19 protein-coding genes, 1 tRNA gene and 1 other RNA gene are annotated in these 20,340 nt (G+C 66.5%); 9 read left to right on the forward strand and 12 right to left on the reverse strand.

Annotation, left to right across the window (positions count from 1 at the left end):
- Nucleotides 1-26: 26 nt before the first annotated feature.
- Nucleotides 27-1,016 carry a DEDDh family exonuclease gene (locus BST47_RS15025; protein ID WP_083126321.1) on the reverse strand — a complete coding sequence of 330 codons (990 nt, stop codon included), beginning with the start codon at nt 1,014-1,016 and terminating at the stop codon, nt 27-29.
- Nucleotides 1,017-1,102: 86 nt separating this feature from the next.
- Here BST47_RS15025 and BST47_RS15030 point away from each other — a divergent pair, with 86 nt between their 5' ends.
- Both BST47_RS15030 and BST47_RS15035 read left to right on the forward strand, forming a co-directional pair.
- Nucleotides 1,103-2,338, forward strand: a complete 1,236-nt coding sequence (locus BST47_RS15030; protein WP_083126322.1) for a Mur ligase family protein — start codon at nt 1,103-1,105, stop codon at nt 2,336-2,338.
- Nucleotides 2,331-3,047, forward strand: coding sequence for a type 1 glutamine amidotransferase (locus tag BST47_RS15035; protein ID WP_083126323.1), 717 nt, complete (start codon nt 2,331-2,333; stop codon nt 3,045-3,047). The genes BST47_RS15030 and BST47_RS15035 overlap by 8 nt, the downstream gene beginning before the upstream one ends.
- On the opposite strand, the gene BST47_RS15040 is transcribed toward BST47_RS15035, so the two are convergent.
- From BST47_RS15040 to BST47_RS15050, 3 genes are all read right to left on the reverse strand, one after another.
- Nucleotides 3,044-3,910, reverse strand: coding sequence for a type IV toxin-antitoxin system AbiEi family antitoxin (locus BST47_RS15040; RefSeq protein ID WP_083126324.1), 867 nt, complete (start codon nt 3,908-3,910; stop codon nt 3,044-3,046). The genes BST47_RS15035 and BST47_RS15040 overlap by 4 nt on opposite strands.
- A 109-nt stretch (nt 3,911-4,019) precedes the next feature.
- Complete coding sequence (gene recR / locus BST47_RS15045; protein ID WP_083126325.1) at nt 4,020-4,631, reverse strand: recombination mediator RecR; 612 nt, start codon at nt 4,629-4,631, stop codon at nt 4,020-4,022.
- Between the two features lies 1 nt (nt 4,632).
- Nucleotides 4,633-4,971, reverse strand: coding sequence for a YbaB/EbfC family nucleoid-associated protein (locus tag BST47_RS15050; protein WP_083126326.1), 339 nt, complete (start codon nt 4,969-4,971; stop codon nt 4,633-4,635).
- 88 nt (nt 4,972-5,059) lie between these two features.
- Between BST47_RS15050 and BST47_RS15055 the strand changes: the two genes are divergently transcribed.
- Nucleotides 5,060-5,824: an Rv3717 family N-acetylmuramoyl-L-alanine amidase gene (locus BST47_RS15055; protein ID WP_207568615.1), complete on the forward strand. Its 765-nt coding sequence runs from the start codon at nt 5,060-5,062 to the stop codon at nt 5,822-5,824.
- Here BST47_RS15055 and BST47_RS15060 read toward each other — a convergent pair.
- Nucleotides 5,821-6,267, reverse strand: a complete 447-nt coding sequence (locus BST47_RS15060) for an SRPBCC family protein (protein ID WP_083126327.1) — start codon at nt 6,265-6,267, stop codon at nt 5,821-5,823. The genes BST47_RS15055 and BST47_RS15060 overlap by 4 nt on opposite strands.
- Nucleotides 6,268-6,342: 75 nt before the next feature.
- Here BST47_RS15060 and BST47_RS15065 point away from each other — a divergent pair, with 75 nt between their 5' ends.
- Nucleotides 6,343-7,734: an FAD-binding oxidoreductase gene (locus BST47_RS15065; protein ID WP_083126328.1), complete on the forward strand. Its 1,392-nt coding sequence runs from the start codon at nt 6,343-6,345 to the stop codon at nt 7,732-7,734.
- Nucleotides 7,731-9,044 carry a class I SAM-dependent methyltransferase gene (locus BST47_RS15070; RefSeq protein WP_083126329.1) on the forward strand — a complete coding sequence of 438 codons (1,314 nt, stop codon included), beginning with the start codon at nt 7,731-7,733 and terminating at the stop codon, nt 9,042-9,044. Before BST47_RS15065 ends, BST47_RS15070 begins: the two co-directional genes overlap by 4 nt.
- Before the next feature lie 3 nt (nt 9,045-9,047).
- On the opposite strand, the gene BST47_RS15075 is transcribed toward BST47_RS15070, so the two are convergent.
- From BST47_RS15075 to ffs, 3 genes are all read right to left on the reverse strand, one after another.
- Nucleotides 9,048-10,967, reverse strand: coding sequence for a DNA polymerase III subunits gamma/tau (locus tag BST47_RS15075; RefSeq protein ID WP_083126330.1), 1,920 nt, complete (start codon nt 10,965-10,967; stop codon nt 9,048-9,050).
- A gap of 39 nt (nt 10,968-11,006) precedes the next feature.
- Complete coding sequence (locus BST47_RS15080; protein ID WP_083126331.1) at nt 11,007-12,284, reverse strand: aspartate aminotransferase type Ic; 1,278 nt, start codon at nt 12,282-12,284, stop codon at nt 11,007-11,009.
- Between the two features lie 37 nt (nt 12,285-12,321).
- Nucleotides 12,322-12,418: signal recognition particle sRNA small type (gene ffs, locus BST47_RS15085), an RNA gene on the reverse strand.
- A 68-nt stretch (nt 12,419-12,486) separates the two neighbouring features.
- Here ffs and BST47_RS15090 point away from each other — a divergent pair.
- The 3 genes from BST47_RS15090 to BST47_RS15100 all read left to right on the forward strand — a co-directional run bounded on the left by BST47_RS15090 (nt 12,487) and on the right by BST47_RS15100 (nt 14,473).
- Nucleotides 12,487-12,572, forward strand: a tRNA-Ser gene (locus BST47_RS15090).
- A gap of 73 nt (nt 12,573-12,645) precedes the next feature.
- Nucleotides 12,646-13,419, forward strand: coding sequence for a lipid uptake coordinator LucA (gene lucA / locus BST47_RS15095; RefSeq protein WP_083126332.1), 774 nt, complete (start codon nt 12,646-12,648; stop codon nt 13,417-13,419).
- A gap of 28 nt (nt 13,420-13,447) precedes the next feature.
- Nucleotides 13,448-14,473 carry a S1C family serine protease gene (locus BST47_RS15100; RefSeq protein WP_083126529.1) on the forward strand — a complete coding sequence of 342 codons (1,026 nt, stop codon included), beginning with the start codon at nt 13,448-13,450 and terminating at the stop codon, nt 14,471-14,473.
- A 9-nt stretch (nt 14,474-14,482) separates the two neighbouring features.
- On the opposite strand, the gene BST47_RS15105 is transcribed toward BST47_RS15100, so the two are convergent.
- A complete protein-coding gene (locus BST47_RS15105) occupies nt 14,483-15,151 on the reverse strand; it encodes a TetR/AcrR family transcriptional regulator C-terminal domain-containing protein (RefSeq protein WP_083126530.1) in 669 nt (222 codons plus the stop codon).
- Nucleotides 15,152-15,229: 78 nt separating this feature from the next.
- Between BST47_RS15105 and BST47_RS15110 the strand changes: the two genes are divergently transcribed.
- Nucleotides 15,230-16,297: an NAD(P)H-dependent amine dehydrogenase family protein gene (locus BST47_RS15110; RefSeq protein WP_083126333.1), complete on the forward strand. Its 1,068-nt coding sequence runs from the start codon at nt 15,230-15,232 to the stop codon at nt 16,295-16,297.
- Here BST47_RS15110 and lipL read toward each other — a convergent pair.
- Genes lipL through BST47_RS30280 form a run of 3 tightly spaced genes read right to left on the reverse strand, consistent with a single transcriptional unit; the run spans nt 16,294 to nt 20,014 of the window.
- Nucleotides 16,294-17,574 (reverse strand): esterase/beta-lactamase LipL, encoded by a 1,281-nt coding sequence (gene lipL, locus BST47_RS15115; protein ID WP_083126334.1) that lies wholly within the window; start codon nt 17,572-17,574, stop codon nt 16,294-16,296. The two genes, BST47_RS15110 and lipL, sit on opposite strands and share 4 nt — an antisense overlap.
- A 51-nt stretch (nt 17,575-17,625) precedes the next feature.
- A complete protein-coding gene (locus tag BST47_RS15120) occupies nt 17,626-18,081 on the reverse strand; it encodes a hypothetical protein (RefSeq protein ID WP_083126335.1) in 456 nt (151 codons plus the stop codon).
- Nucleotides 18,082-18,139: 58 nt separating this feature from the next.
- Nucleotides 18,140-20,014, reverse strand: a complete 1,875-nt coding sequence (locus BST47_RS30280) for a hypothetical protein (RefSeq protein ID WP_234809722.1) — start codon at nt 20,012-20,014, stop codon at nt 18,140-18,142.
- Nucleotides 20,015-20,340: the final 326 nt, after the last annotated feature.

Below are 20,340 nucleotides of genomic sequence, written 5' to 3' on the forward strand. Positions count from 1 at the left end.
GTGCCGGGCGCTCTAGTCGGGGCGATCTAGAAGAGCGCGAACTGGTCGCCGGCCAGCGTGACGTCGGTGAATTCCTCGACGGTGCTGCCGCCGACCACCGCGTCGAGCCGGTTCATGAAATCGGTGTCTGGGATGAACGGAACGCCCAGCTCACGGGCCTGGAAGCCCTTGCCCTGCTCGGGTCGGGTCTCGTTGCAGATGATGAGGGAGGTCTCGGAGTCGACGTTGTCCGTATAGGACAGCCCGGCATGCACAATCCGCTCGACGAGCTCCTCATGGGTGCGCTCGACCTCGGCCGCCAGTGCAACCCGCATCCCCTGAACCAGCGGCCTGCCCTCGACGAACCGGCCGGGATTGACGTACGGGCATGGCAGCCGTGCGGCCATCATCTTCAGCGGCCGCAGCTCCTCGTGTGTCACCTGGCCGTTGGGCCACTCGCGCCGCGACAGCGGGCGAACGGGCAGCCACACCTTGCGTTCCCGCGCACGCACCAGGACCGGCTTGAGGATCTGCGCGAGCACCATCGCGTCGTCGAGCGCATCGTGGGGTTTCAGCTGCGTGATACCCCAGTGTGCGGCAAGGGTTTCCAGCCGCAGGTTCTCGGTGCCCAACTCGAGGCGACGGGTGAGTTCGACGGTGCACATCGCGGTGTCGATGGGCAGTACCGCGTCGACCATCTCGGCCTCGGCGGTCAGGAACGAGTAGTCGAACCCCACGTTGTGCGCCACCAGGGTGCGGCCACGCAGCAGCTCGATCAGATCGCCGACGATGTCGCCGAAGCACGGCTGGCCTTCGAGCATCTCGGCGGTCAAGCCGTGGACATGGGTCGGGCCGGGATCGACCCTCGGATTGAGAAGCGTGTAGAGGCTCTGTTCGACGTTGCCGTCGTCACCGAGAGCCAGCGCCGCGATGCTGATGACCCGAGCGTGTCCCGGATGGAAACCCGAGGTCTCCACGTCGACGACGGCCCAGCCCGCGCCATCGTCGGTCGCGGGGCGGCCCCAGCACTGACTCACAAATTCGAGGATGGCACGGACGGGTGACAATCCCTTCTAGGCACGCACACCGCTCGCTCAGCGTGTCGGCTCTTAGACTGCCGGGGATGGTCACGATTCGCGGACGTGCAGCGCTGACGGCGGGCGCCGGCGCGCGCTGGGCGTCGCGCGTCACCGGCCGCGGTGCAGGGGCGATGATCGGCGGCCTGGTCGCGATGACGCTGGACAGATCAATCCTGCGCCAGCTCGGCGAGGGCCGTCGCACCACGATCGTCACCGGCACCAATGGCAAGTCCACGACCACGCGAATGACCGCAGCTGCGCTGGGAACGCTGGGGCCCGTCGCGACCAACGCCGAGGGCGCGAACATGGACGCCGGCCTGGTCGCAGCACTCGCGGGCACGCGGGACGCGTCGCTGGCCGCACTCGAAGTCGACGAGATGCACGTCCCGCATGTGGCCGACGCGCTTGATCCCGCGGTGATCGTGCTGCTGAATCTGTCGCGAGATCAGCTCGATCGCGTCGGTGAGATCAATCACATCGAACGCACATTGCGGGCCGGTCTGGCGCGTCATCCGTCGACGGTCGTCGTTGCGAATTGCGACGACGTGTTGATGACGTCGGCCGCATACGACAGCCCGAATGTGGTGTGGGTGGCCGCAGGCGGTGGGTGGGCCAACGATTCGGTGAGCTGCCCACGCTCGGGCGAGATCATCGTGCGCGACGGCGCACACTGGTATTCAACGGGGACTGATTTCAAGCGGCCGTCCCCGCAGTGGTGGTACGACAACACGCACATCTACGGACCCGACGGCTTGTCGTTGCCGATGCAGCTGGCACTCCCAGGAAACATCAACCGCGGCAACGCCACTCAGGCGGTCGCCGCCGCGGTGACGGTGGGCGCGGATCCAGAGGCCGCCGTCGCGGCGGTCTCGTGTGTCGACGAGGTCGCCGGGCGGTACAGCACGGTGCAGCTGGGTCAGCATTCAGTGCGCATGCTGCTGGCGAAGAACCCCGCGGGCTGGCAGGAGGCGTTGTCGATGGTCGACACCGACGCCGGCTCAGTCGTGATCTCGGTGAACGGTCAGGTGCCCGACGGGGAGGACCTGTCGTGGCTGTGGGACGTCAACTTCGAGCATTTCGTGAACCATCCGGTGGTGGCCGCAGGAGAGCGCGGTACCGATCTGGCGGTGCGACTTGGCTATGCGGGCGTCGAACACACGTTGGTGCACAACGCTGTTGAGGCGATCACGTCGTGCCCACCGGGACATGTCGAGGTGGTCGCCAACTACACCGCGTTCCTGGCGCTGAACCGGACGTTCGGGAGGGCCGGCCGTGCGTGAGTCGACGGTGCGGATCGGGTTGGTGCTGCCCGATGTGATGGGAACGTATGGTGACGGCGGCAATTCGGTGGTGTTGCGCCAACGCCTGCGCTTACGGGGCTTCGATGCGGAGATCGTCGAGATCACCCTCGCGGACCCGGTGCCTGCCGAGCTGGATCTGTACACCCTCGGCGGAGCAGAGGATTACGCGCAGCGGCTGGCTACTAAGCACTTGATCCGTTACCCCGGTTTGCAGCAGGCCGCGGAGCGAGGCGCACCGGTGCTGGCGATCTGCGCGGCGATCCAGGTGCTTGGCCACTGGTATGAGACGTCGTCGGGTGAGCGCGTCGACGGGGTGGGGATGCTCGACGTCACGACGTCGCCGCAGGACAGCCGGACGATCGGCGAGGTGGTGTCGCAGCCCCTGCTGCCCGAACTGACGGAGCGGTTGACGGGGTTCGAGAATCACCGCGGCGGAACGGTTTTAGGATCCGCAGCGCGCCCGTTGGCTCGGGTGGTCAGCGGGGCGGGCAACCGTGCCGGCGATGGCATCGACGGCGCGGTGCAGGGCAGCGTCGTCGCGACCTATCTGCACGGGCCGTGCCTGGCCCGCAATCCTCAGCTCGCGGACCATCTGCTGTCGCGCGTGGGCGGCGAGCTGCCGCCGCTGGAGATCGGCGAGATCGCGCAGTTGCGTAAGGAGCGACTGGCGGCCCCGCGCCGGGTCTAGGCGGCGACGCCGTTGGTGTCCACGAAGCAGCCGCGCGCGGCGAGCGCCGCCTCGACCCGTCTGATCACATCCTGCGGCTTGTCCTCGGCGATCACCCGGATCACGATCCAGCCGAGAGCCTCGAGCATGCGCAGCCTCCCGATGTCTTTCACGTACTGGCGGCGGTCCTTCCGGTGATGATCGCCGTCGTACTCGACCGCCACGTGGTATTCGCGCCAGCCCATGTCGAGCCACGCCACCGGAGTGACGCCACGCACGACGGGTATTTGCGTTTCGGGCCGAGGAAAGCCCGCGTCCAACAACAACAATCGGACCTGCGACTCCCGCGGCGAGGCCGCGCCGCCGTCGACGAGCGGGAGCAACTCTCGGAGCTGCCGCGTCCCACGGCTGCGCGGGTACCTTTCACTCAGCGCCAGCACGTCATTGATCTGAAAGCGCTGGTTCCACATCAACGCATCAAGCCGCGCGAGTGCGTCGCCACGTTCCAGATGCCGACCGAGATCGAATGCGGTGCGCACCCGGGTTGTCACAGGTAAACCGGCGACACGTGTGATCTCGTTGTCGGCCAACTGCTCCGCCCTCGGCACCATTCCCCGCTGTGCACGAATCCTGATGCCAGCAAGCTCGATGGGATGATTCGGATCTACATACGGCGCACCGTGTAGAGCCGAGGCGGCCACTCCCGCGATCACACCCTTGCGACGTGACGCCAGCCACGCTGCAATCGCACGGTCCCGCAACGACAGCTCGGCATCCTTCGATGCGTAGACGCCGTGATGAACCGCTCGATACCAACGGCTCAACTCGTAACGAGTGACCCGCCCTGCCGCCATCGCCTCACTACCAATGAAGACCTCAGCCATGACCGCATACTGCCGCGAGCCACCGACACCTCATCGCTTTCAACGATTTGCAGCGAAAGTGCGAGACAAGCTCTGCATTTTGTTGAAAGCGATGCCCTCGAAAGCGAACTCAGGCCATTGCGCGGCGACCCGCGAGCGCGCGGCCCAGCGTCAGCTCATCCGCGAACTCCAGGTCACCACCCATGGGGAGCCCGGAGGCGATGCGCGTCACCGTGAGATCCGGGATGTCGCGCAACATCCGGACGAGATACGTCGCCGTGGCCTCGCCTTCGGTGTTCGGATCCGTCGCGATGATCACCTCGGTGATGTCCACGCCGTCGACGCGTTCGCCAATCCTGTTCAGCAGCTCGCGAATTCGCAGCTGTTCCGGCCCGATTCCGGACAACGGGTCAAGCGCACCGCCGAGCACGTGATAGCGGCCGCGGAACTCGCGGGTGCGCTCGACGGCCTGCACATCCTTGGGTTCCTCGACGACGCACACTATTGAGCCATCACGTCGCGAGTCAGAACATATCCGGCATCGCTCGTCGTCGGACACATTGCCGCACACCGCGCAGAACGTGACCCCGTCGCGGATACGGTTCAAGACCGCGGTCATCCGGTCGATCTGCGGCGGCTCGACGGACAGCAGGTGGAATGCGATCCGCTGCGCGCTCTTCGGCCCGATGCCCGGCAGCTTGCCGAGCTCGTCGATCAGATCCTGGACCGGTCCCTCGAACAAGTCAGAGTCCTGGCAGGCCCATGTCGCCCATTCCGCCGGCGAGCGGACCGAGACGGTCGTGCGCCAGGATGGTGACCTGTTTGGACGCATCGGCGATCGCGCCGACGACGAGGTCCTGCAGCGTCTCGATGTCCTGCGGGTCCACGACCTTGGGGTCGATCCGGACCGCGATCACCTCGCCACTGCCCTTCATGGTGACCTGCACCAGGCCGCCACCCGCTTGACCGTTGACCTCGGCCGCGGCCAGCGCCGCCTGCGCCTCCATCAACTGCTGCTGCACCTGCTGCGCCTGAGCCAGAAGAGCGGACATATCGGGCTGGCCACCACTGCCGGGTTGCATGACGATCCCCTTGCGTATTGGTCTCGACTCGGTTGCGTCGTCGCGTTGGGGTTTCAGCCTAGTCGGGGACAGCGCTACGGTGGCGCCCGTGCATCCCCGCCTGCGTGTCGGTGCCACCAGAACTTTGCGCTCCTGCGCCGCGGTGGCGACCGGACTCCTCATCGCCGCATCGACGCTTGTCAGCCCCGCATCCGCCGCGCCGGCCAACATCGCCGGCAAGATCGTCTTCCTCGACCCCGGTCACAACGCCGTCAACGACTCGTCCATCAGCCGCCAGGTACCGACCGGCCGAGGTGGCACCAAGGATTGCCAGGCCAGCGGTACATCCACCGACGACGGCTATGCCGAGCATGCCTTCGCGTGGGAGACCACACTGCGCATCCGCCAGGCACTGACCGCGCTCGGCGTGCGCACCGCGATGTCACGCGGCGACGACGCCAGCGCGGGTCCCTGCGTCGACGAACGCGCGGCAATGGCCAACTCCATGCGCCCCGACGCGGTCATCAGCATCCACGCCGACGGCGGGCCGGCCAGCGGTCGCGGCTTCCACGTCCTGTACTCGTCCCCACCGCTCAACGACGTGCAGGCCGGGCCTTCGGTGCGACTGGCCACGATCATGAAGGACCAGTTGCAGGCATCGGGCCTGGTGCCGTCCACCTACATCGGGACCGGGGGCTTGAATCCGCGGTCGGACATCGCGGGGCTCAACCTTGCGCAGTTCCCGTCGGTCCTGGTCGAGCTCGGCAACATGAAGAACCCGGCCGATTCGGCGCTGATGAAGACACCCGAGGGTCGGCAGAAGTACGCCGACGCCGTGGTGCGCGGGATCGCCGGCTTCCTCGGCTCTTCCTAAGCTTTCGAGCCCTCCACCTGCTTCTTGAGGTTCTCCAGCACCTCAGCCTGGATTTTGCGCAGCCCCAGCGGGGCGAACGTCTTCTCGAAGAAGCCGCCGATGCCACCGGCGCCCTTCCACGAGGTCTTGACGGTCACCGACGAGCCTTCCCCTGCCGGGGAGACCGTCCAATTCGTGATCATCGTCGAGTTGGCGTCTTTCTCGATCACCGTGTGACCTGCGACGTCGATGCTGGCCTTCACGTCACGCACCCGTGATTTCGTGGCCTGCAGCTTCCACGACGCCACGGTGCCCGCGCCCTGCCCGCCCTCGAGCACCCGGTATTCGCTGTAGTGCGGCGAGAGAATCTTCGGGCGCACGGTCGCATAGTCGGCAACGGCCGCCAGTACGGTCTCCGGCGCGGCGGCGATCTCGACGGTGCTGGACGCGCTGACCTGTCCCATCGGTGCAACTCCTAGGTAGGGGTGATCACAGTCGGTGCGGTCGCATCACCTGCGACCGCGGACTAGCGTATATCTGTGTCAGTGGTGGATACCGACGCGCGTTCTGCTCACTCCGCAGGGGTGGAGCGGCTACTGGCCAGCTACCGGGTGATTCCCCCGAACGCGACGGTCCGACTGGCCAAACCCACGTCGAACCTCTTCCGGGCCCGGGCCAAGACGTCGACCAAGGGTCTGGACGTCTCTGGCCTCGGCGGTGTCATCGCGGTCGATCCCGAGAACCGGACCGCGGACGTCGCGGGCATGTGCACGTACGAGGACCTGGTGGCGGCAACGCTGCCCTACGGGCTGGCGCCCCTCGTGGTGCCACAGCTCAAGACGATCACGCTCGGCGGGGCGGTCACCGGCCTCGGTATCGAGTCGACGTCGTTCCGCAACGGCCTGCCGCACGAATCGGTGCTGGAGATGGACATCCTCACCGGCACTGGCGACCTCGTGACCGCCTCGGCCACCGAGCATCAGGATCTGTTCCGGACATTCCCGAATTCCTATGGCACGCTGGGATATTCGGTCCGCATCAAGATCGAGCTGGAGCCGGTCAAGCCATTCGTCGAGCTGCGCCATCTGCGGTTCAACGCGTTGACAGACCTGTTTGCGGCAATGGACCGCATCGTCGAAACCGGAGGCCACCCCGACATCGCGGCCGGCAAGCCCGTCGACTACCTCGACGGTGTCGTGTTTTCGGCCGACGAGAGCTACCTGGTGCTCGGATACCAGACCGGCACTCCGGGGCCCGTGAGCGACTACACCGGCCAGCAGATCTACTACCGGTCCATCCAGCACCCCGAGGGCGAAAAACACGACCGCCTGACGATCCACGACTACCTGTGGCGCTGGGACACCGACTGGTTCTGGTGCTCAAGGGCATTCGGCGCCCAGGATCCGCTCATCCGCCGGTTCTGGCCGCGGCGCTACCGGCGCAGCAGCGTCTACTGGAAGCTGATCGGCTACGATCAGCGTTTCAACATCGCCGACAGGATCGAAAAGCGTAACGGCCGACCACCATTGGAACGCGTCGTGCAGGACATCGAGGTCCCATTGTCCCGCGCAGAGGAGTTCGTCGACTGGTTCCTGACCAACGTGCCGATCGAGCCGATCTGGTTGTGCCCGTTGCGGCTCCGCGGCGACACCACCTGGCCGCTGTACCCGATCCGCGCCCAAAGCACCTACGTCAACATCGGATTCTGGTCGTCGGTACCGGTGGGTCCGACCGAAGGACATACGAATAGATTGATCGAACGCAAGGTCAGCGAGCTGGATGGTCACAAATCGCTGTATTCCGATGCGTACTACAGCCCGGAAGAGTTCGACGAACTCTATGGTGGAGAAACCTACAAGACCGTCAAAAAGACCTACGACCCCGACTCGAGACTCCTCGACCTGTATGCAAAGGCGGTGCAACGACGATGACCACGTTCAAGGAACACTCGACACAAGCGCCAGCCGGAAGACTCACGCTGGCAGAGATCCTGGAGATCTTCGCCGCGGGTCAGATTCCGCTGAAATTCACCGCTTACGACGGCAGTTCAGCCGGACCCGAGGACGCCACGCTGGGCCTCGACCTGTTGACTCCGCGCGGCACCACGTATCTCGCGACCGCTCCCGGTGAGCTCGGGCTCGCGCGCGCATACGTAGCGGGTGACCTCAGACCGCTCGGCGTCCATCCGGCCGATCCCTACGACCTGCTCATGGCGCTGGCCGACAAGCTCGATTTCAGGCTTCCGCCACCGCGGGTGCTTGCCAACATCGTCCGCACTATCGGCATCGAGCATCTGAAACCGATCGCCCCGCCGCCCCAGGAAGCGCTGCCGCGCTGGCGTCGTGTCATGGAAGGGTTGCGGCACAGCAAGACTCGCGACGCCGAGGCCATTCATCACCACTACGACGTCTCGAACAAGTTCTACGAGTGGGTGCTCGGTCCGTCGATGACCTACACCTGCGCCTGCTACCCGGATGCCGACGCCACTTTGGAAGAGGCACAGGAGTACAAGTACCGGCTGGTGTTCGAGAAGCTGCGGCTGCAGCCCGGTGATCGACTGCTCGACGTGGGCTGCGGATGGGGCGGCATGGTCCGATACGCCGCGCGCCACGGCGTCAAAGCGATCGGCGTCACGCTCTCCAAGGAGCAGGCGGAGTGGGCACGGAACGCGATCGACGAGCAGGGCCTGTCGGATCTCGCCGAGGTGCGCCACGGCGACTACCGCGATATCCGGGAATCCGGGTTTGACGCGGTTTCGTCGATCGGGCTTACCGAGCACATCGGCGTGCAGAACTATCCGGCGTACTTCCGGTTCCTCCAGTCGAAGATGCGTGTCGGCGCGCTGCTGCTCAACCATTGCATCACCCGCCATGACAACCGAACCGGCGCCAACGCAGGCGGTTTCATCGACCGCTACGTCTTCCCCGACGGGGAGCTCACCGGTTCGGGCCGCATCATCACCGAGGCGCAGGACGTCGGCCTCGAGGTGGTGCACGAGGAGAACCTGCGCCACCACTACGCGCTGACGCTGCGCGATTGGTGCCGCAACCTCGAAGAGCACTGGGACGAGGCCGTCGAAGAGGTCGGACTCCCCACCGCGAAGGTGTGGGGCCTGTACATGGCCGGTTCGCGAGTGGGCTTCGAGACGAATGTCGTTCAGCTGCACCAGGTTCTGGCCGTCAAGCTGGACGCGCGCGGGAACGACGGCGGGCTGCCGTTGCGCCCGTGGTGGACGCCCTAGGGCCTAGCCGCCGTCGATGCGGCGGGCGCCGAGTTCGTTCTGAAGAAGCTCCAGCGCCACCTCTTCCGGGTCGCGCCGTGGTGTGTCGGACGTGTCGTTGCCCGCTTCGGCGAGCATGCTCTCCTCGTCGTCGACATCGCTCGGTGGCGGCGGCCCAGGCGCGGCGGCAGGCTTCTTCTCCGGCTCGGCGGCGGGCGGCGGACCGGGCGGGCCTACCTCGCATCGGATCTTCCAGTCGACACCCAGTGCGTCCTTCAGCGCCTCGCGGATGACATCGGAGTTGCGCTGTTCGGTCAGCCGTTTGGCCAGCGGCGCGGACTCGTGGCTGAGCACCAGGGTGTCGCCCTCGACGGAGCGGACGATCGCGCCGGCCAGCATCACTTCGGTGGTGCGGCTGCGCTGACGGACCTTCTCGCGCACCGTCGTCCACATGCTGCGCACCGCAGCGGCGTTCGGTTCACCGGTGACGGCCGCGGGTGGCGGCGCCGCTACGACGGGGTCGGCGGGCTGGCGCACCGGCGGAGGCGACGCCGGCTCCGGTTTCGGAGCGGAAACCGGCTCGGGCGCCTTGGGCGGCGCGGGGGTCGGCTCCGGCATCGGCTTGGGCTCGACGACGACCGTCGGCTCGAGCGCCGGCTTCAGCTCAGGTGCGGGCTTGGGGTCGACGGGTTTGGGGTCGCCGGGTGCTTCGGCGGCGGATTCCGGTGCGGCCTGGCTCTTGCGGCTGTACTTCGGCGCGCCACCGGGCTGCTCCCCCGCCGGGATCGACATGTCCAGCCGGGTCTCGATGCGCTCGACGCGCTGCAACAGCGCCGACTCGGTATCGCTGGCCGACGGCAACAGCAGCCGCGCGCACACGACCTCGAGCAGCAGCCTGGGCGCCGTCGCACCGCGCATCTCGCCCAGCCCGGCGTGCACCACCTCCGCGTAGCGTGTCAGCGTGGCGGTGCCGACCCGGGTCGCCTGATCGCGCATCCGCTCCAGCACATCCTCGGGCCCGTCGACCACACCGCGGGCAACCGCGTCGGGAACCGCCTGCAGCACGATCAAATCGCGGAAACGTTCGAGCAGATCGGTGGCGAACCTGCGCGGGTCGTGGCCGGCGTCGATCACGCCCTCGACCGCCCCGAACAACGCGGCGGCATCACCGGCCGCGAGCGCATCGATCGCATCGTCGATCAGCGCCACATCAGTGGCACCCAGCAGCGCCAGGGCCCGTGGGTAACTGACCTGGTTACCGTCCGCACCCGCCAGCAGCTGGTCGAGCACCGAGAGCGTGTCACGGGGCGATCCGGCGCCGGCACGGATGACGAGCGGGTACACCGCGTCATCGACCGTCACCGTCTCCTGCGCGCAGATGCGCTCCAGCAGCGACCGCATGGTCCGCGGCGCCAACAACCGGAACGGGTAGTGATGGGTCCGCGAGCGGATGGTCGGCAGCACCTTCTCCGGCTCGGTCGTGGCGAACACGAAGATCAGATGTTCCGGCGGCTCCTCGACGATCTTCAGCAGCGCGTTGAAGCCCGCCGTGGTGACCATGTGCGCTTCGTCGATGATGAAGATGCGGTACCTCGACTGCGCCGGAGCGTAGAACGCGCGATCGCGTAGCTCTCGGGTGTCGTCCACACCGCCGTGGCTGGCGGCGTCCAGTTCGGTGACGTCGACGCTGCCGCCCCCGTTGGGCGCGAGCGCCACGCAGGACGCGCAGACCCCACACGGTGTGGCCGTCGGACCCTGCTCACAGTTCAACGACCGGGCCAGGATTCGCGCCGACGACGTCTTGCCGCACCCGCGCGGCCCGGAGAACAGATAGGCGTGGTTGATGCGGCCCGCTGTCAGCGCCGTGGACAGCGGTTCGGTGACGTGCTCCTGGCCGACCACGTCAGCGAAGGTTGCGGGTCTGTACTTGCGGTAGAGCGCCACGCTCAGCAGGCTACCGAGGCTGTCCGACGGATGAACACCTCAGCCCTTCAGCAACGCTTCGGTGGCCGAGAGCATCGCACAGGTCGCCAGGCCATCCATCGCCTCGCGCAACTCGGGCAGCGGCGGGAACGACGGCGCGATCCGAATGTTCTTGTCCTCCGGATCTTTTCGGTACGGAAAGGTGGCGCCGGCCTCGGTGACCGCGATACCTGCATCCTTGGCAAGCGCGATGGTGCGGCGCGCGGTGCCCGGCAGCACATCCAGGCTCACGAAGTAGCCGCCCTTCGGCTCGGTCCACGACGCGATCTTGGACTCGCCGAGCCGGTCGGCCAGGATCTCCAGCACGGTGGCGAACTTGGGCGCCAGCAGCTCCTGATGACGCCGCATCTGCAGCCGCACGCCGTCGGCGTCGCCGAAGAACCGCAGATGCCGCAGCTGGTTCACCTTGTCCGGCCCGATCGACTTCTTGCCCGCGTACTGCAGATACCACGCGATGTTGCCCAGCGAGCCCCCGAAGAAGCTCACCCCGGCACCGGCGAACGTGATCTTCGACGTCGACGCGAAGACCAGCGGCCGGTTCGGATTCCCCGCCGCCTCGGCCAGCCCCAGGACGTCGATGTTCTGCGCGAAATCGTGAGTCAACGTGTGCACCGCGTAGGCGTTGTCCCACATCAGCCGGAAATCGTTGGCAGCGGTGCGCATTTGAACCAGCCGCCGCACCTTCTCCCACGAAAAGGTCACGCCGGTCGGGTTCGAGTACACCGGAACACACCACATGCCCTTGATGGCCGGGTCGACAGCGACCAGCTCCTCGATCAGGTCGACGTCGGGGCCGTCCTCGTGCATGGGCACGGTGATCATCTCGATGCCCAGGGTCTCGGTGATCGCGAAGTGCCGGTCGTAGCCGGGCGCCGGGCAGAGGAATTTGACGTGCGGCTCGTCCTTCCAGGGCCGCGGCGAATCGACGCCGCCGTGCAGCATCGTGAACGTCACGACGTCGTGCATGAACTCGAGGCTCGCGTTGTTGCCGGCGATCAGGTTCGGCACCCCGATCCCGAGGATCTCGCCGAAGATGGCCCGCAGCTCCGGCAGCCCGTGCAGGCCGCCGTAGTTGCGCGTGTCGGTGCCGTCGCCGTCCTTGAAGTCGTCCTTACCGGGAAGGTCCAGCAGGCCGTTGGACAGGTCGAGCTGGGCGGCCGAAGGCTTACCCCTGGTCAGATCCAACTTGAGACCCTTGGCCTTGAGGTCGGCGTAATTGCGCGTTTGCAACTCGTGCTGCGCGCGAAGTTCCGCAGGGCCGAGCGACTGAAACGACACGAGGCGCCTTTCACTGGGAGCGGGTGAACCCCGGGAAAAGAGGGGGACCCCGCGCACCCGCCAGAGCCCATTGACCCTTGCTGCCTTCCGGCCCTGGGGGAGTTCACAGGATGGACGCCGCGCGGGGTCCAGCACGGAGTCTAATACCCGGCGCGCATGTGACTCGACGGGCACATCAGCGCGGTCGGCTACCATGACCGGCGGAGGATTCGCCTAGTGGCCTATGGCGCTCGCCTGGAACGCGGGTTGGGTTAATAGCCCTCAGGGGTTCAAATCCCCTATCCTCCGCGCTTTGGCCGGGGTGCGACCACATAGGAAACGACCTGGTCGCACCCCGGGCCAACCAACCTCAAGGAGGAGTATGCGGCGCTGGGTCGCGGTCTTGTGGCACGCCTCGTTCTCGTGTGTTGCCGCGGCCCTTTTCTTCGCCTTCGTCCTGCCACGCTGGTGGGAACTGATGGGCACGACGTCGCACACGCTCGGCACCGTGATGCGCATCGTCACCGGGGTGCTGATCGGCTTGGCCGCGCTGCCGGTGGTCTTCACGCTGCTGCGCACGCGACGGCCGGAGTTCCGCACGCCGCTGCTGGCCCTGCGGCTGCGGACGGCGTCGATCGTGCTGCACGTCCTGGCCGGTGTGCTGATCCTCGGTGCGGCGATCAGCGAGATCTGGCTCTCGCTGGACGACGCGGGTCAGTGGCTGTTCGGGATCTACGGTGCCGCCGCCGCGATCGCGCTGCTGGGAATTTTCTCGTTCTACCTGGCCGATGTCGCCGAGCTGCCACCACCGCCGCCGAAACCGCTGAAGCCCAAGACGCCGAAGCAGCGCCGCAGCCGCAAGAAGGACGCTGAGGACACGGAGCCCGCGGACGAGGCGACAGCAGACGAGACGCCTGAGACGTCCGAAGAGGACTCCGAAGACAAGCCTGCTGAGGTCACCGCTGAGGCCGAGGAGCCCGAGTCGACCGCAACAGCGCCCGAGTCGCCGGGAGACGAAGCTGACAAAGCCGACGAGAACGCGTCGGATACCGGGAAGGCAAATGGCAAATCCCCTGCTAACGGCACGTCCGAGAAGACGGAGCCGACGCGGCGTCGCCGTAGGCGCCTGCGTGGCGGCGTCGCGGTCGAAGATTAAAGATTTCGTTTTCGGGCAGAATGTGCTGATGCGCATAATCCGTACGCGTCGCTCCTGCGCGACCCTGTTGACCGCACTTGTCGCGGTCTTGGCGCTGGTGGCACCAGTGCACCCGGCTATGTCAGGGGCCGCCCCCGGGGATCCGGTCGCCGCGGCGCGCGTCGTCGAGCCGGCGGTGGCACGAATCGACACCGAGATCTACTACCAGAGCGCGATCGGAAACGGTGCGGGCATCGTGCTCGATCCGAACGGTCAGGTGCTGACCAATTTCCATGTGGTCGGCGGGGCCGACCGCATCACCGTCGGCGTCGCCGGCCGCGCGTTTCCCGCCGAACTCGTCGGCTACGACCGTCGTCGCGACATCGCGGTCCTCCAACTGCTGGGTGCCAATGGGTTGCCAGTCGCACCGATCGGCGACTCCGGTGTGCTGGTCGAAGGGGAGCCTGTCGTCGCCCTCGGCAACGCGCAGGGCAGCAACGCACCGCTGACCCAGGAAGTGGGCACCGTCACCGGATTCGGCCGCACGGTCAACGCTGAAGACGCACTCACCGGCAGCAAGGACGAATTGACCGGGCTGATCGAGTTCGCGGCGCCGGTGGTCGCCGGGGATTCCGGCGGCCCCGTCGTGAACGGAGCCGGCCAGGTCGTCGGCGTCACGACGGCGGCGTCGGTGAACTTCCGGATGGGCCCGGGCGGAAAGGGCTTCGCCATTCCCATCAACGACGCAATGGCCATCGCCAACCAGATCCGCGCGGGGGCGGCGTCCGACTCGGTGCACATCGGCCCGCCGGTGCTGCTCGGTGTCGGCGTGCGTACCGCTCCGACCGATAGACCCGGTGTGCTCGTCGCCGACGTTCTGCGCGGCGGCCCCGCCGACCAGGCCGGCTTGGTCGGGGGCGACATCCTCACGACACTGGACGGCACGCCGCTGGACTCGGCCACCACGTTGACGTACGTGCTGGACCGCCACTACCCCGGTGACGTCATCGATCTCACGTGGATCGACGGCAGCGGCCAGCAGCGTACCGGGAAGGTCGCGCTCACTCCGCTGTAAGGCGTTGCCTCACAACCGTTTCAGAATCCGCTCCAGACCGGCGATCACCACGCCGAGTTCGAAGTCGAACTGGGTTTGCGCGTCGTGTTCGGTGGCCGGTGCCGATTCGAGTACTCGACGCAGCGCCGGGTAGGTGTCCTGCGGTTCCCGCAGCAGCGCCGCTGTTGTTTCCGCACGGTGACGGTGGGCGCCGGACCCGGTCTGTGCGAGGACGGTCTGCGCGGCCGATTGCGCGATGTTCGACGCGGCGGTGAGACCGTGCCGCGCGCTGTCGGGGTCCAGTCCCGCCGACAGCAGCGCGTCGAGGACGCGGTCGGCCAGCGCCAGCGCCGCCGCCGTGCTGAGGCCGCCGAGCTGCGCGAAGTCGGTCACGGAATCCTGGATGCCCACCCGGATGAGTCCGTCACGAAAGGCCATGGCGTACGTCCGCAGCGTGGCCGGCCAGTCGTCGTCTGTGGGCAGCTCGACGGACGCGAGTTCCCGCTCGAACTGGTCGAGCACCATCAGGGTCAGCAGGCCCGCACGGTCGCCGACGTAGTAGTGCAGCGCCTTGCGGCTCACTCCGAGCGCATTGGCGACCGCCTGCATGGTCAGGTCGCCGGCCGCGACGCTTCGGGCCGCAGCGACGATCTGATCCCGGCTGATCCGCGGTGGACGTCCCCTGGTTCGCCCGCTCATGGCGGTCACCCTAGATTATTTTTCGCCGGTCGGTAAAAAAGCCTTTTCCGCCGCGCCGGTCGGCCCTATGCTGAGCGGGTGCCAAACACCCCATACCGGGTCGTCCAGTGGACGACGGGAAATGTCGGAAAGAGCTCGGTCGAGGCGATCGCAAAGAACCCGAACTACGAACTCGTCGGACTTTACGCGTGGTCGAAGGACAAGGCGGGGCGCGACGCCGGCGAACTGGCCGGCATCGAACCGTTGGGGGTCAAGGCCACCAATGACGTGGACGAGCTGCTGGCGCTGAAGCCCGACGTCGTGGTGTACAACCCGATGTGGATCGACGTCGACGAACTCGTCCGCATCCTCGAGGCCGGGGTGAATGTCGTCGCCTCCGCGTCCTTCATCACCGGCCACAACCTCGGCGACGGCCGCGCCAGACTCGAAGATGCATGCCAGCGAGGCGGATCCACGCTGTTCGGGTCGGGCGTCAGCCCCGGGTTCGCCGAGTTGCTGGCCATAGTGGCCACCACAGCCTGCGACCGGGTGGACAAGATCACCATCGCCGAGTCCGCCGACACCACCCTCTACGACTCGCCTGACACCGAGCGGCCCGTCGGCTTCGACAAAAAGATCGACGATCCCGATCTACTGCCGATGGCCGAGAAGGGCACGGCGGTGTTCGCCGAAGCCGCGCAGTTGGTCGCCGATGCCGTCGGCATCGAGTTGGACGAGATCAAATGTGTATCCGAATACGCCCAGACGACAGAGGATCTCCCGATGGCCTCGTGGACCATCAAAGCCGGGCACGTCGCCGGGGTCTACGCCAGCTGGCAGGGAATTGCCAACGGCAAGACCGTGATCGACATCAACGTTCGGTGGAAAAAGGGGCAGACGCTGGATCCGGACTGGCAGCTCGACGGCGATGGATGGAAGATCACCATCGACGGGCGGCCGACGGTCAATATGCAGGTCGGTTTCCTTCCACCGCCCGACATGATCGAGAACGCGAAGACTCTTGAGGACTTCTTCGTGCTCGGACACATCATGACGGCGATGCCGCCGATCCACGCCATCGGCGCAGTCGTCGCGGCAGCACCGGGCATCGCCACCTACAACGATCTGCCGCTGCCGCAGGCACGCGGCGTCGTTCCGACGACCTAGCGGCGGCCCGCGACTTTCTTTTGCGGAGGCGACTCCCTATAGCGCGCACCGTATTTGGGCACGACCATGGGACGGTTGTGCCGGGCGGCGGTGATGGCGTTGCGCAAGGGCCGGGCCAGTCCAGCGAACGCTCCCATATCGAAGAGCATCGGGGTAAGCAGCCGATCGTGGACGAACGCGAACGCGCTACCGGACCCCGGATCGGCCCAGCCGAGCGTCCCACCGAGACCGAAGTGGCCGAAACCCTTGAGCAGACCGGGGACCGGCGATTCGTGATAGCCGAGATGGAACGGCATCGGCACGCCGACGTTCAGATCCGGCCACGGCTTCGGGTTTCCGATGAGTCCCTGCGTCAGCTCGGGTGACAGGAGTTCGACGCCGTCGATGCTGCCGCCGTTGGCGACCGCGGCATACATCCTGGCTAGGCCACGTGCCGTCACCACACCGTTGGCCGCAGGAACCTCGCAATCCAGGAACGGGATATCGCCCTGCACAAGGGATTTGATGCCGGGGAAATACATCGCGCCCAGCGCGCCCGACAGCGGTAGTCCGGCCACCTTCGGCGCGACGAAATCGAGCAGCGGATTAGCGCGGCTGCCCTGCGGCGCCAGGATCTGCGCCACCTTGGTGGGCGAGCCCGCCGGCGGGCGACCGAGATGCAAACCGTCGGTGTTGAGTGGTTGCGCGACTTCCACACGGATGAGCTCACGCATGCCCTTACCCGTCACCGCCCTGGCCAGACCCGAGAGAATCCAGCCGTACGTGAGCGCGTGGTAGGCGGGCCAGCCCCGCTGTCGATCGGACGGAGCGGCGGCGAGCCGCTCCTCCATCAGCAGGTGATCGAGCACTTCGTCCTTGGTCACGCCCTTGAGGTGTGCCAGCCCGGCGCGGTGGCGTAGAACGTCGCGCACGGTGATGTCTTCTTTTCCGCTAGCGCCGAATTCGGGCCAGTAATTCGCAACGGGCTCGTCGTAGGACAGCAGCCCACGATCGACGAGACGGTGGATGACCATCGCCGCGACCCCTTTGGTCGCGGAGAACACCATCGCCCCCGTATCGGCCGTCCAGGCCACTTGACCTAGTCTGTCCGCCCAACCTGTCCACACGTCGACAACCGGCTTGCCGTCGATGTAGACCGCCAGCGCACCGCCGCCGAAGCGGCGACCCGGGAACAGTCCGGCGAAGATCCGCATGACGTTTGCGAAGCGCGGATCTGCGGCGCCCTGGACGCTGCTTGGCAAACCCTCCCCGGCCCGCAGCGTTGACGCCTTAGTCATAGCGCTAACAATGCGTCCGTCGCCGTCGCCGTGGGCGCAGAACCGCAATATTCAGCCGGCCACGCTCATGACGTGTGCCTTCAGCTGCGCGCCCGGTGGCCCCTCGAGGATCACGTCCTTGCGGATCTGTGCCTGGTCCTTGTGCACGGTGAACTCACCCTTCTGCGGCGCGTTCCCTCCGAGAACTTCGTAGAACACCGTGAACGGGGTCTCCGGCAACGGATGCAGGCCAATGTATTTCGGCTCGATCGTGTACTTGTAACTACACGCGGCGTCGGGCACACAGGTCTGATCGGTGACGATCACCCTCAGGGCGAACTCGACGGGAGTCGGCACCTTCGGCTGCGGTGGTGCAAGCGTCGTGCGCGGTGCCACCGCCCGCTCCGACGGCTTGGGCGCGGACATACTGCCGACGATCAAAACGACCGCGAGGCCGACGCCGCTCGCGACGATCGCGAACAACGCCAGCCCCGCGGACCACTTCCGCACTGTCGATGAAACCTGCATGCGCCTACTCAACCTGGCGCGTGTGCGCGCGGCATCTCGGCCGCGCGCCGGCACCGCGTCAGAGCCCCGCCCGTCGTCGCTTGCCGAAGACCGTCATGACAATTGCGCCGATCGCGACGACCGCAACCAGGGCAGCCCCTGCGATGAGCAGGAAGTCGGTGCCGCCCAACCCGGTGGGCTTCTCGTCGCTCACCAGTTTCAGGTCGTAGTTTCCGGGCAGCGGTCCTTCCCCAGGGGCTTCCATACCGGGGAAGCTCTGCGTCTCGTTGACCACGAACTGCGGCACGCCCGCCTCGTTGTTCTTCCACTCACCCCACGCAGGCGTCACGCCATCGAGAAGAACCTTGTGGAGGTTGTTGTTGGTCGGATCGGGACCCACGTCGACGACCCGCTTGACCACCATCGGTGCATAGGTCGCGTTGGTGTACTGGACCTGAACCGGGACGTCGGTGAGGGTCCGCACCGGCGGCGGCGGCGGCGGTGGCGGCTGTCCCGGTCCGGGGACATATCCGCCGCCGAAGAAGTTGCCGACGGCGAGTTCGATGGGGACTCCTAATGCGTTCAGGCGGATTGCCGTGAAGTTGTACGAACCCGCTTCACGCACCTCGGTGACGATCCGTCCGAACGGTTCGATGATCACGATCCGCGGCTGGCCGCCGACTTCGTAAACCACCTTCAGGGGCTCGGAATTGGGATTGAAGATCGTCGGCCGGAAGTACTTGTCGTACTGCACCCAGTCGGGCTGCCATTGCGCGACCTTGGCCTCGACCTTGATAGTCGCCTCCGGACTAAGTGGGCCACTAGTCGTCACTTCGCCGGTCAGCACGAGGTTGCGCAACTCGTCGACCTCGGCCGTCGGAGCGGGCGCAGGATCGACGTCGACCGGCTTTGCGTTCTTGGCGGCCTCGATGTCCTCCGGGGACGCTTGCGTCTGCACTGGCTCGGCAGGCGTGTTGGCTTCCGCCGCCTCGCCATTCGACACGACCGTTCCACCTGCGGGATTGGTCTCCGGGTCGGTTCCCTCAGTGCCACCGGTTCCCTCAGTGCCACCGGTTCCTTCGGTTCCTTCAGTTCCACCGGTTCCCTCAGTGCCACCGGTGCCTCCGGTGCTACCCGTTCCACCGGTTCCTTCGGTGCCACCAGTTCCCTCGGTGCCACCGGTTCCTTCGGTTCCCTCGGGGCCACCGGTTCCTTCGGTTCCCTCGGTGCCACCGGTTCCCTCAGTTCCACCGGTTCCCTCAGTGCCACCGGTGCCTCCGGTGCTACCCGTTCCACCGGTTCCTTCGGTGCCACCAGTTCCCTCAGTTCCACCGGTTCCCTCAGTGCCACCAGTTCCCTCAGTGCCACCGGTGCCTCCGGTGCTACCCGTTCCACCGGTTCCCTCGGTGCCACCAGTTCCCTCAGTTCCACCAGTGCCCTCAGTGCTACCGGTGCTACCGGTTCCCTCTGTGGAGCCGGGCGGCGGTGTCTTAGTGTCGGGCGTGGACCCTTCGGTCCCGGAGTCCGGGGTGTTCACCGGAGGTGCCTCCTCCGTGACCACCGGCGGCGCCTCCTCTGTCACGACCGGAGCCGGGTCTTCCGCGGGCGCCTCAACAACCGGCGGGGCTTCGACGACGGGCGGGGCCTCAACAACCGGCGGGGCTTCGACAACCGGCGGGGCCTCAACAACCGGCGGGGCCTCAACGACCGGCGGGGCCTCAACAACCGGCGGGGCGTAGAACGGGGTTTCTTCGTACACCGGGGTATCCACCACGGTGGTCTCGTCCGTCGGCTGCGCGAGCGCGGGGACCGCACCCAGGCTCAAAGCCGCCGACGAGACGGTAACGACAGACGCCAGGGTGACAGCCAGGCCGCGGACGGCTCTGGGTTTGGCCGCGAAGTTCTTGATGCTCATGACGATGTGCTCCTGCTCGGGTGGCTTGCTGAATGGCATGAGCCTCGGTCGTTGTTCTTGGATCTTTCTTGGACACCTGTGAGTCCAGTCGGATCTTGCATAGTCGTTCCTCAATCAGATGGCCGGCGGAGCGTGCCGGACAGCGGTATCGGCAACAAAGGCGGGCAGTGCGACGACCATCGAAAGCCCTGCGCTGGACCGGCGAATCCTCATCATCGAGCACCCCCTTCAAGCTGGCGTTTCCCCCGAAAGCGTCAGATCGGAGAATTCTCGCAGTCGGCGGCCCGCAACGCCACACATTCAGCGAAAACAGCAAATTTTGAAGGCGGATGGCATCCTTACCCGGGACACAAGCCCACACATGT

Source organism: Mycolicibacterium tusciae (genome assembly GCF_002086795.1).
GTDB classification, from domain to species: domain Bacteria; phylum Actinomycetota; class Actinomycetes; order Mycobacteriales; family Mycobacteriaceae; genus Mycobacterium; species Mycobacterium tusciae.

Bases quoted from the DNA above. Each gene is read 5' to 3' on its own strand.
- BST47_RS15030 (WP_083126322.1), top strand. From the start codon at position 1,103: ATGGTCACGATTCGCGGACGTGCAGCGCTGACGGCGGGCGCCGGCGCG.
- BST47_RS15040 (WP_083126324.1), bottom strand. From the start codon at position 3,910: ATGGCTGAGGTCTTCATTGGTAGTGAGGCGATGGCGGCAGGGCGGGTC.
- BST47_RS15050 (WP_083126326.1), bottom strand. From the start codon at position 4,971: ATGCAACCCGGCAGTGGTGGCCAGCCCGATATGTCCGCTCTTCTGGCT.
- BST47_RS15060 (WP_083126327.1), bottom strand. From the start codon at position 6,267: ATGGGACAGGTCAGCGCGTCCAGCACCGTCGAGATCGCCGCCGCGCCG.
- BST47_RS15070 (WP_083126329.1), top strand. From the start codon at position 7,731: ATGACCACGTTCAAGGAACACTCGACACAAGCGCCAGCCGGAAGACTC.
- lucA (WP_083126332.1), top strand. From the start codon at position 12,646: ATGCGGCGCTGGGTCGCGGTCTTGTGGCACGCCTCGTTCTCGTGTGTT.
- BST47_RS15100 (WP_083126529.1), top strand. From the start codon at position 13,448: ATGCGCATAATCCGTACGCGTCGCTCCTGCGCGACCCTGTTGACCGCA.
- BST47_RS15105 (WP_083126530.1), bottom strand. From the start codon at position 15,151: ATGAGCGGGCGAACCAGGGGACGTCCACCGCGGATCAGCCGGGATCAG.
- lipL (WP_083126334.1), bottom strand. From the start codon at position 17,574: ATGACTAAGGCGTCAACGCTGCGGGCCGGGGAGGGTTTGCCAAGCAGC.
- BST47_RS15120 (WP_083126335.1), bottom strand. From the start codon at position 18,081: ATGCAGGTTTCATCGACAGTGCGGAAGTGGTCCGCGGGGCTGGCGTTG.
- BST47_RS30280 (WP_234809722.1), bottom strand. From the start codon at position 20,014: ATGCCATTCAGCAAGCCACCCGAGCAGGAGCACATCGTCATGAGCATC.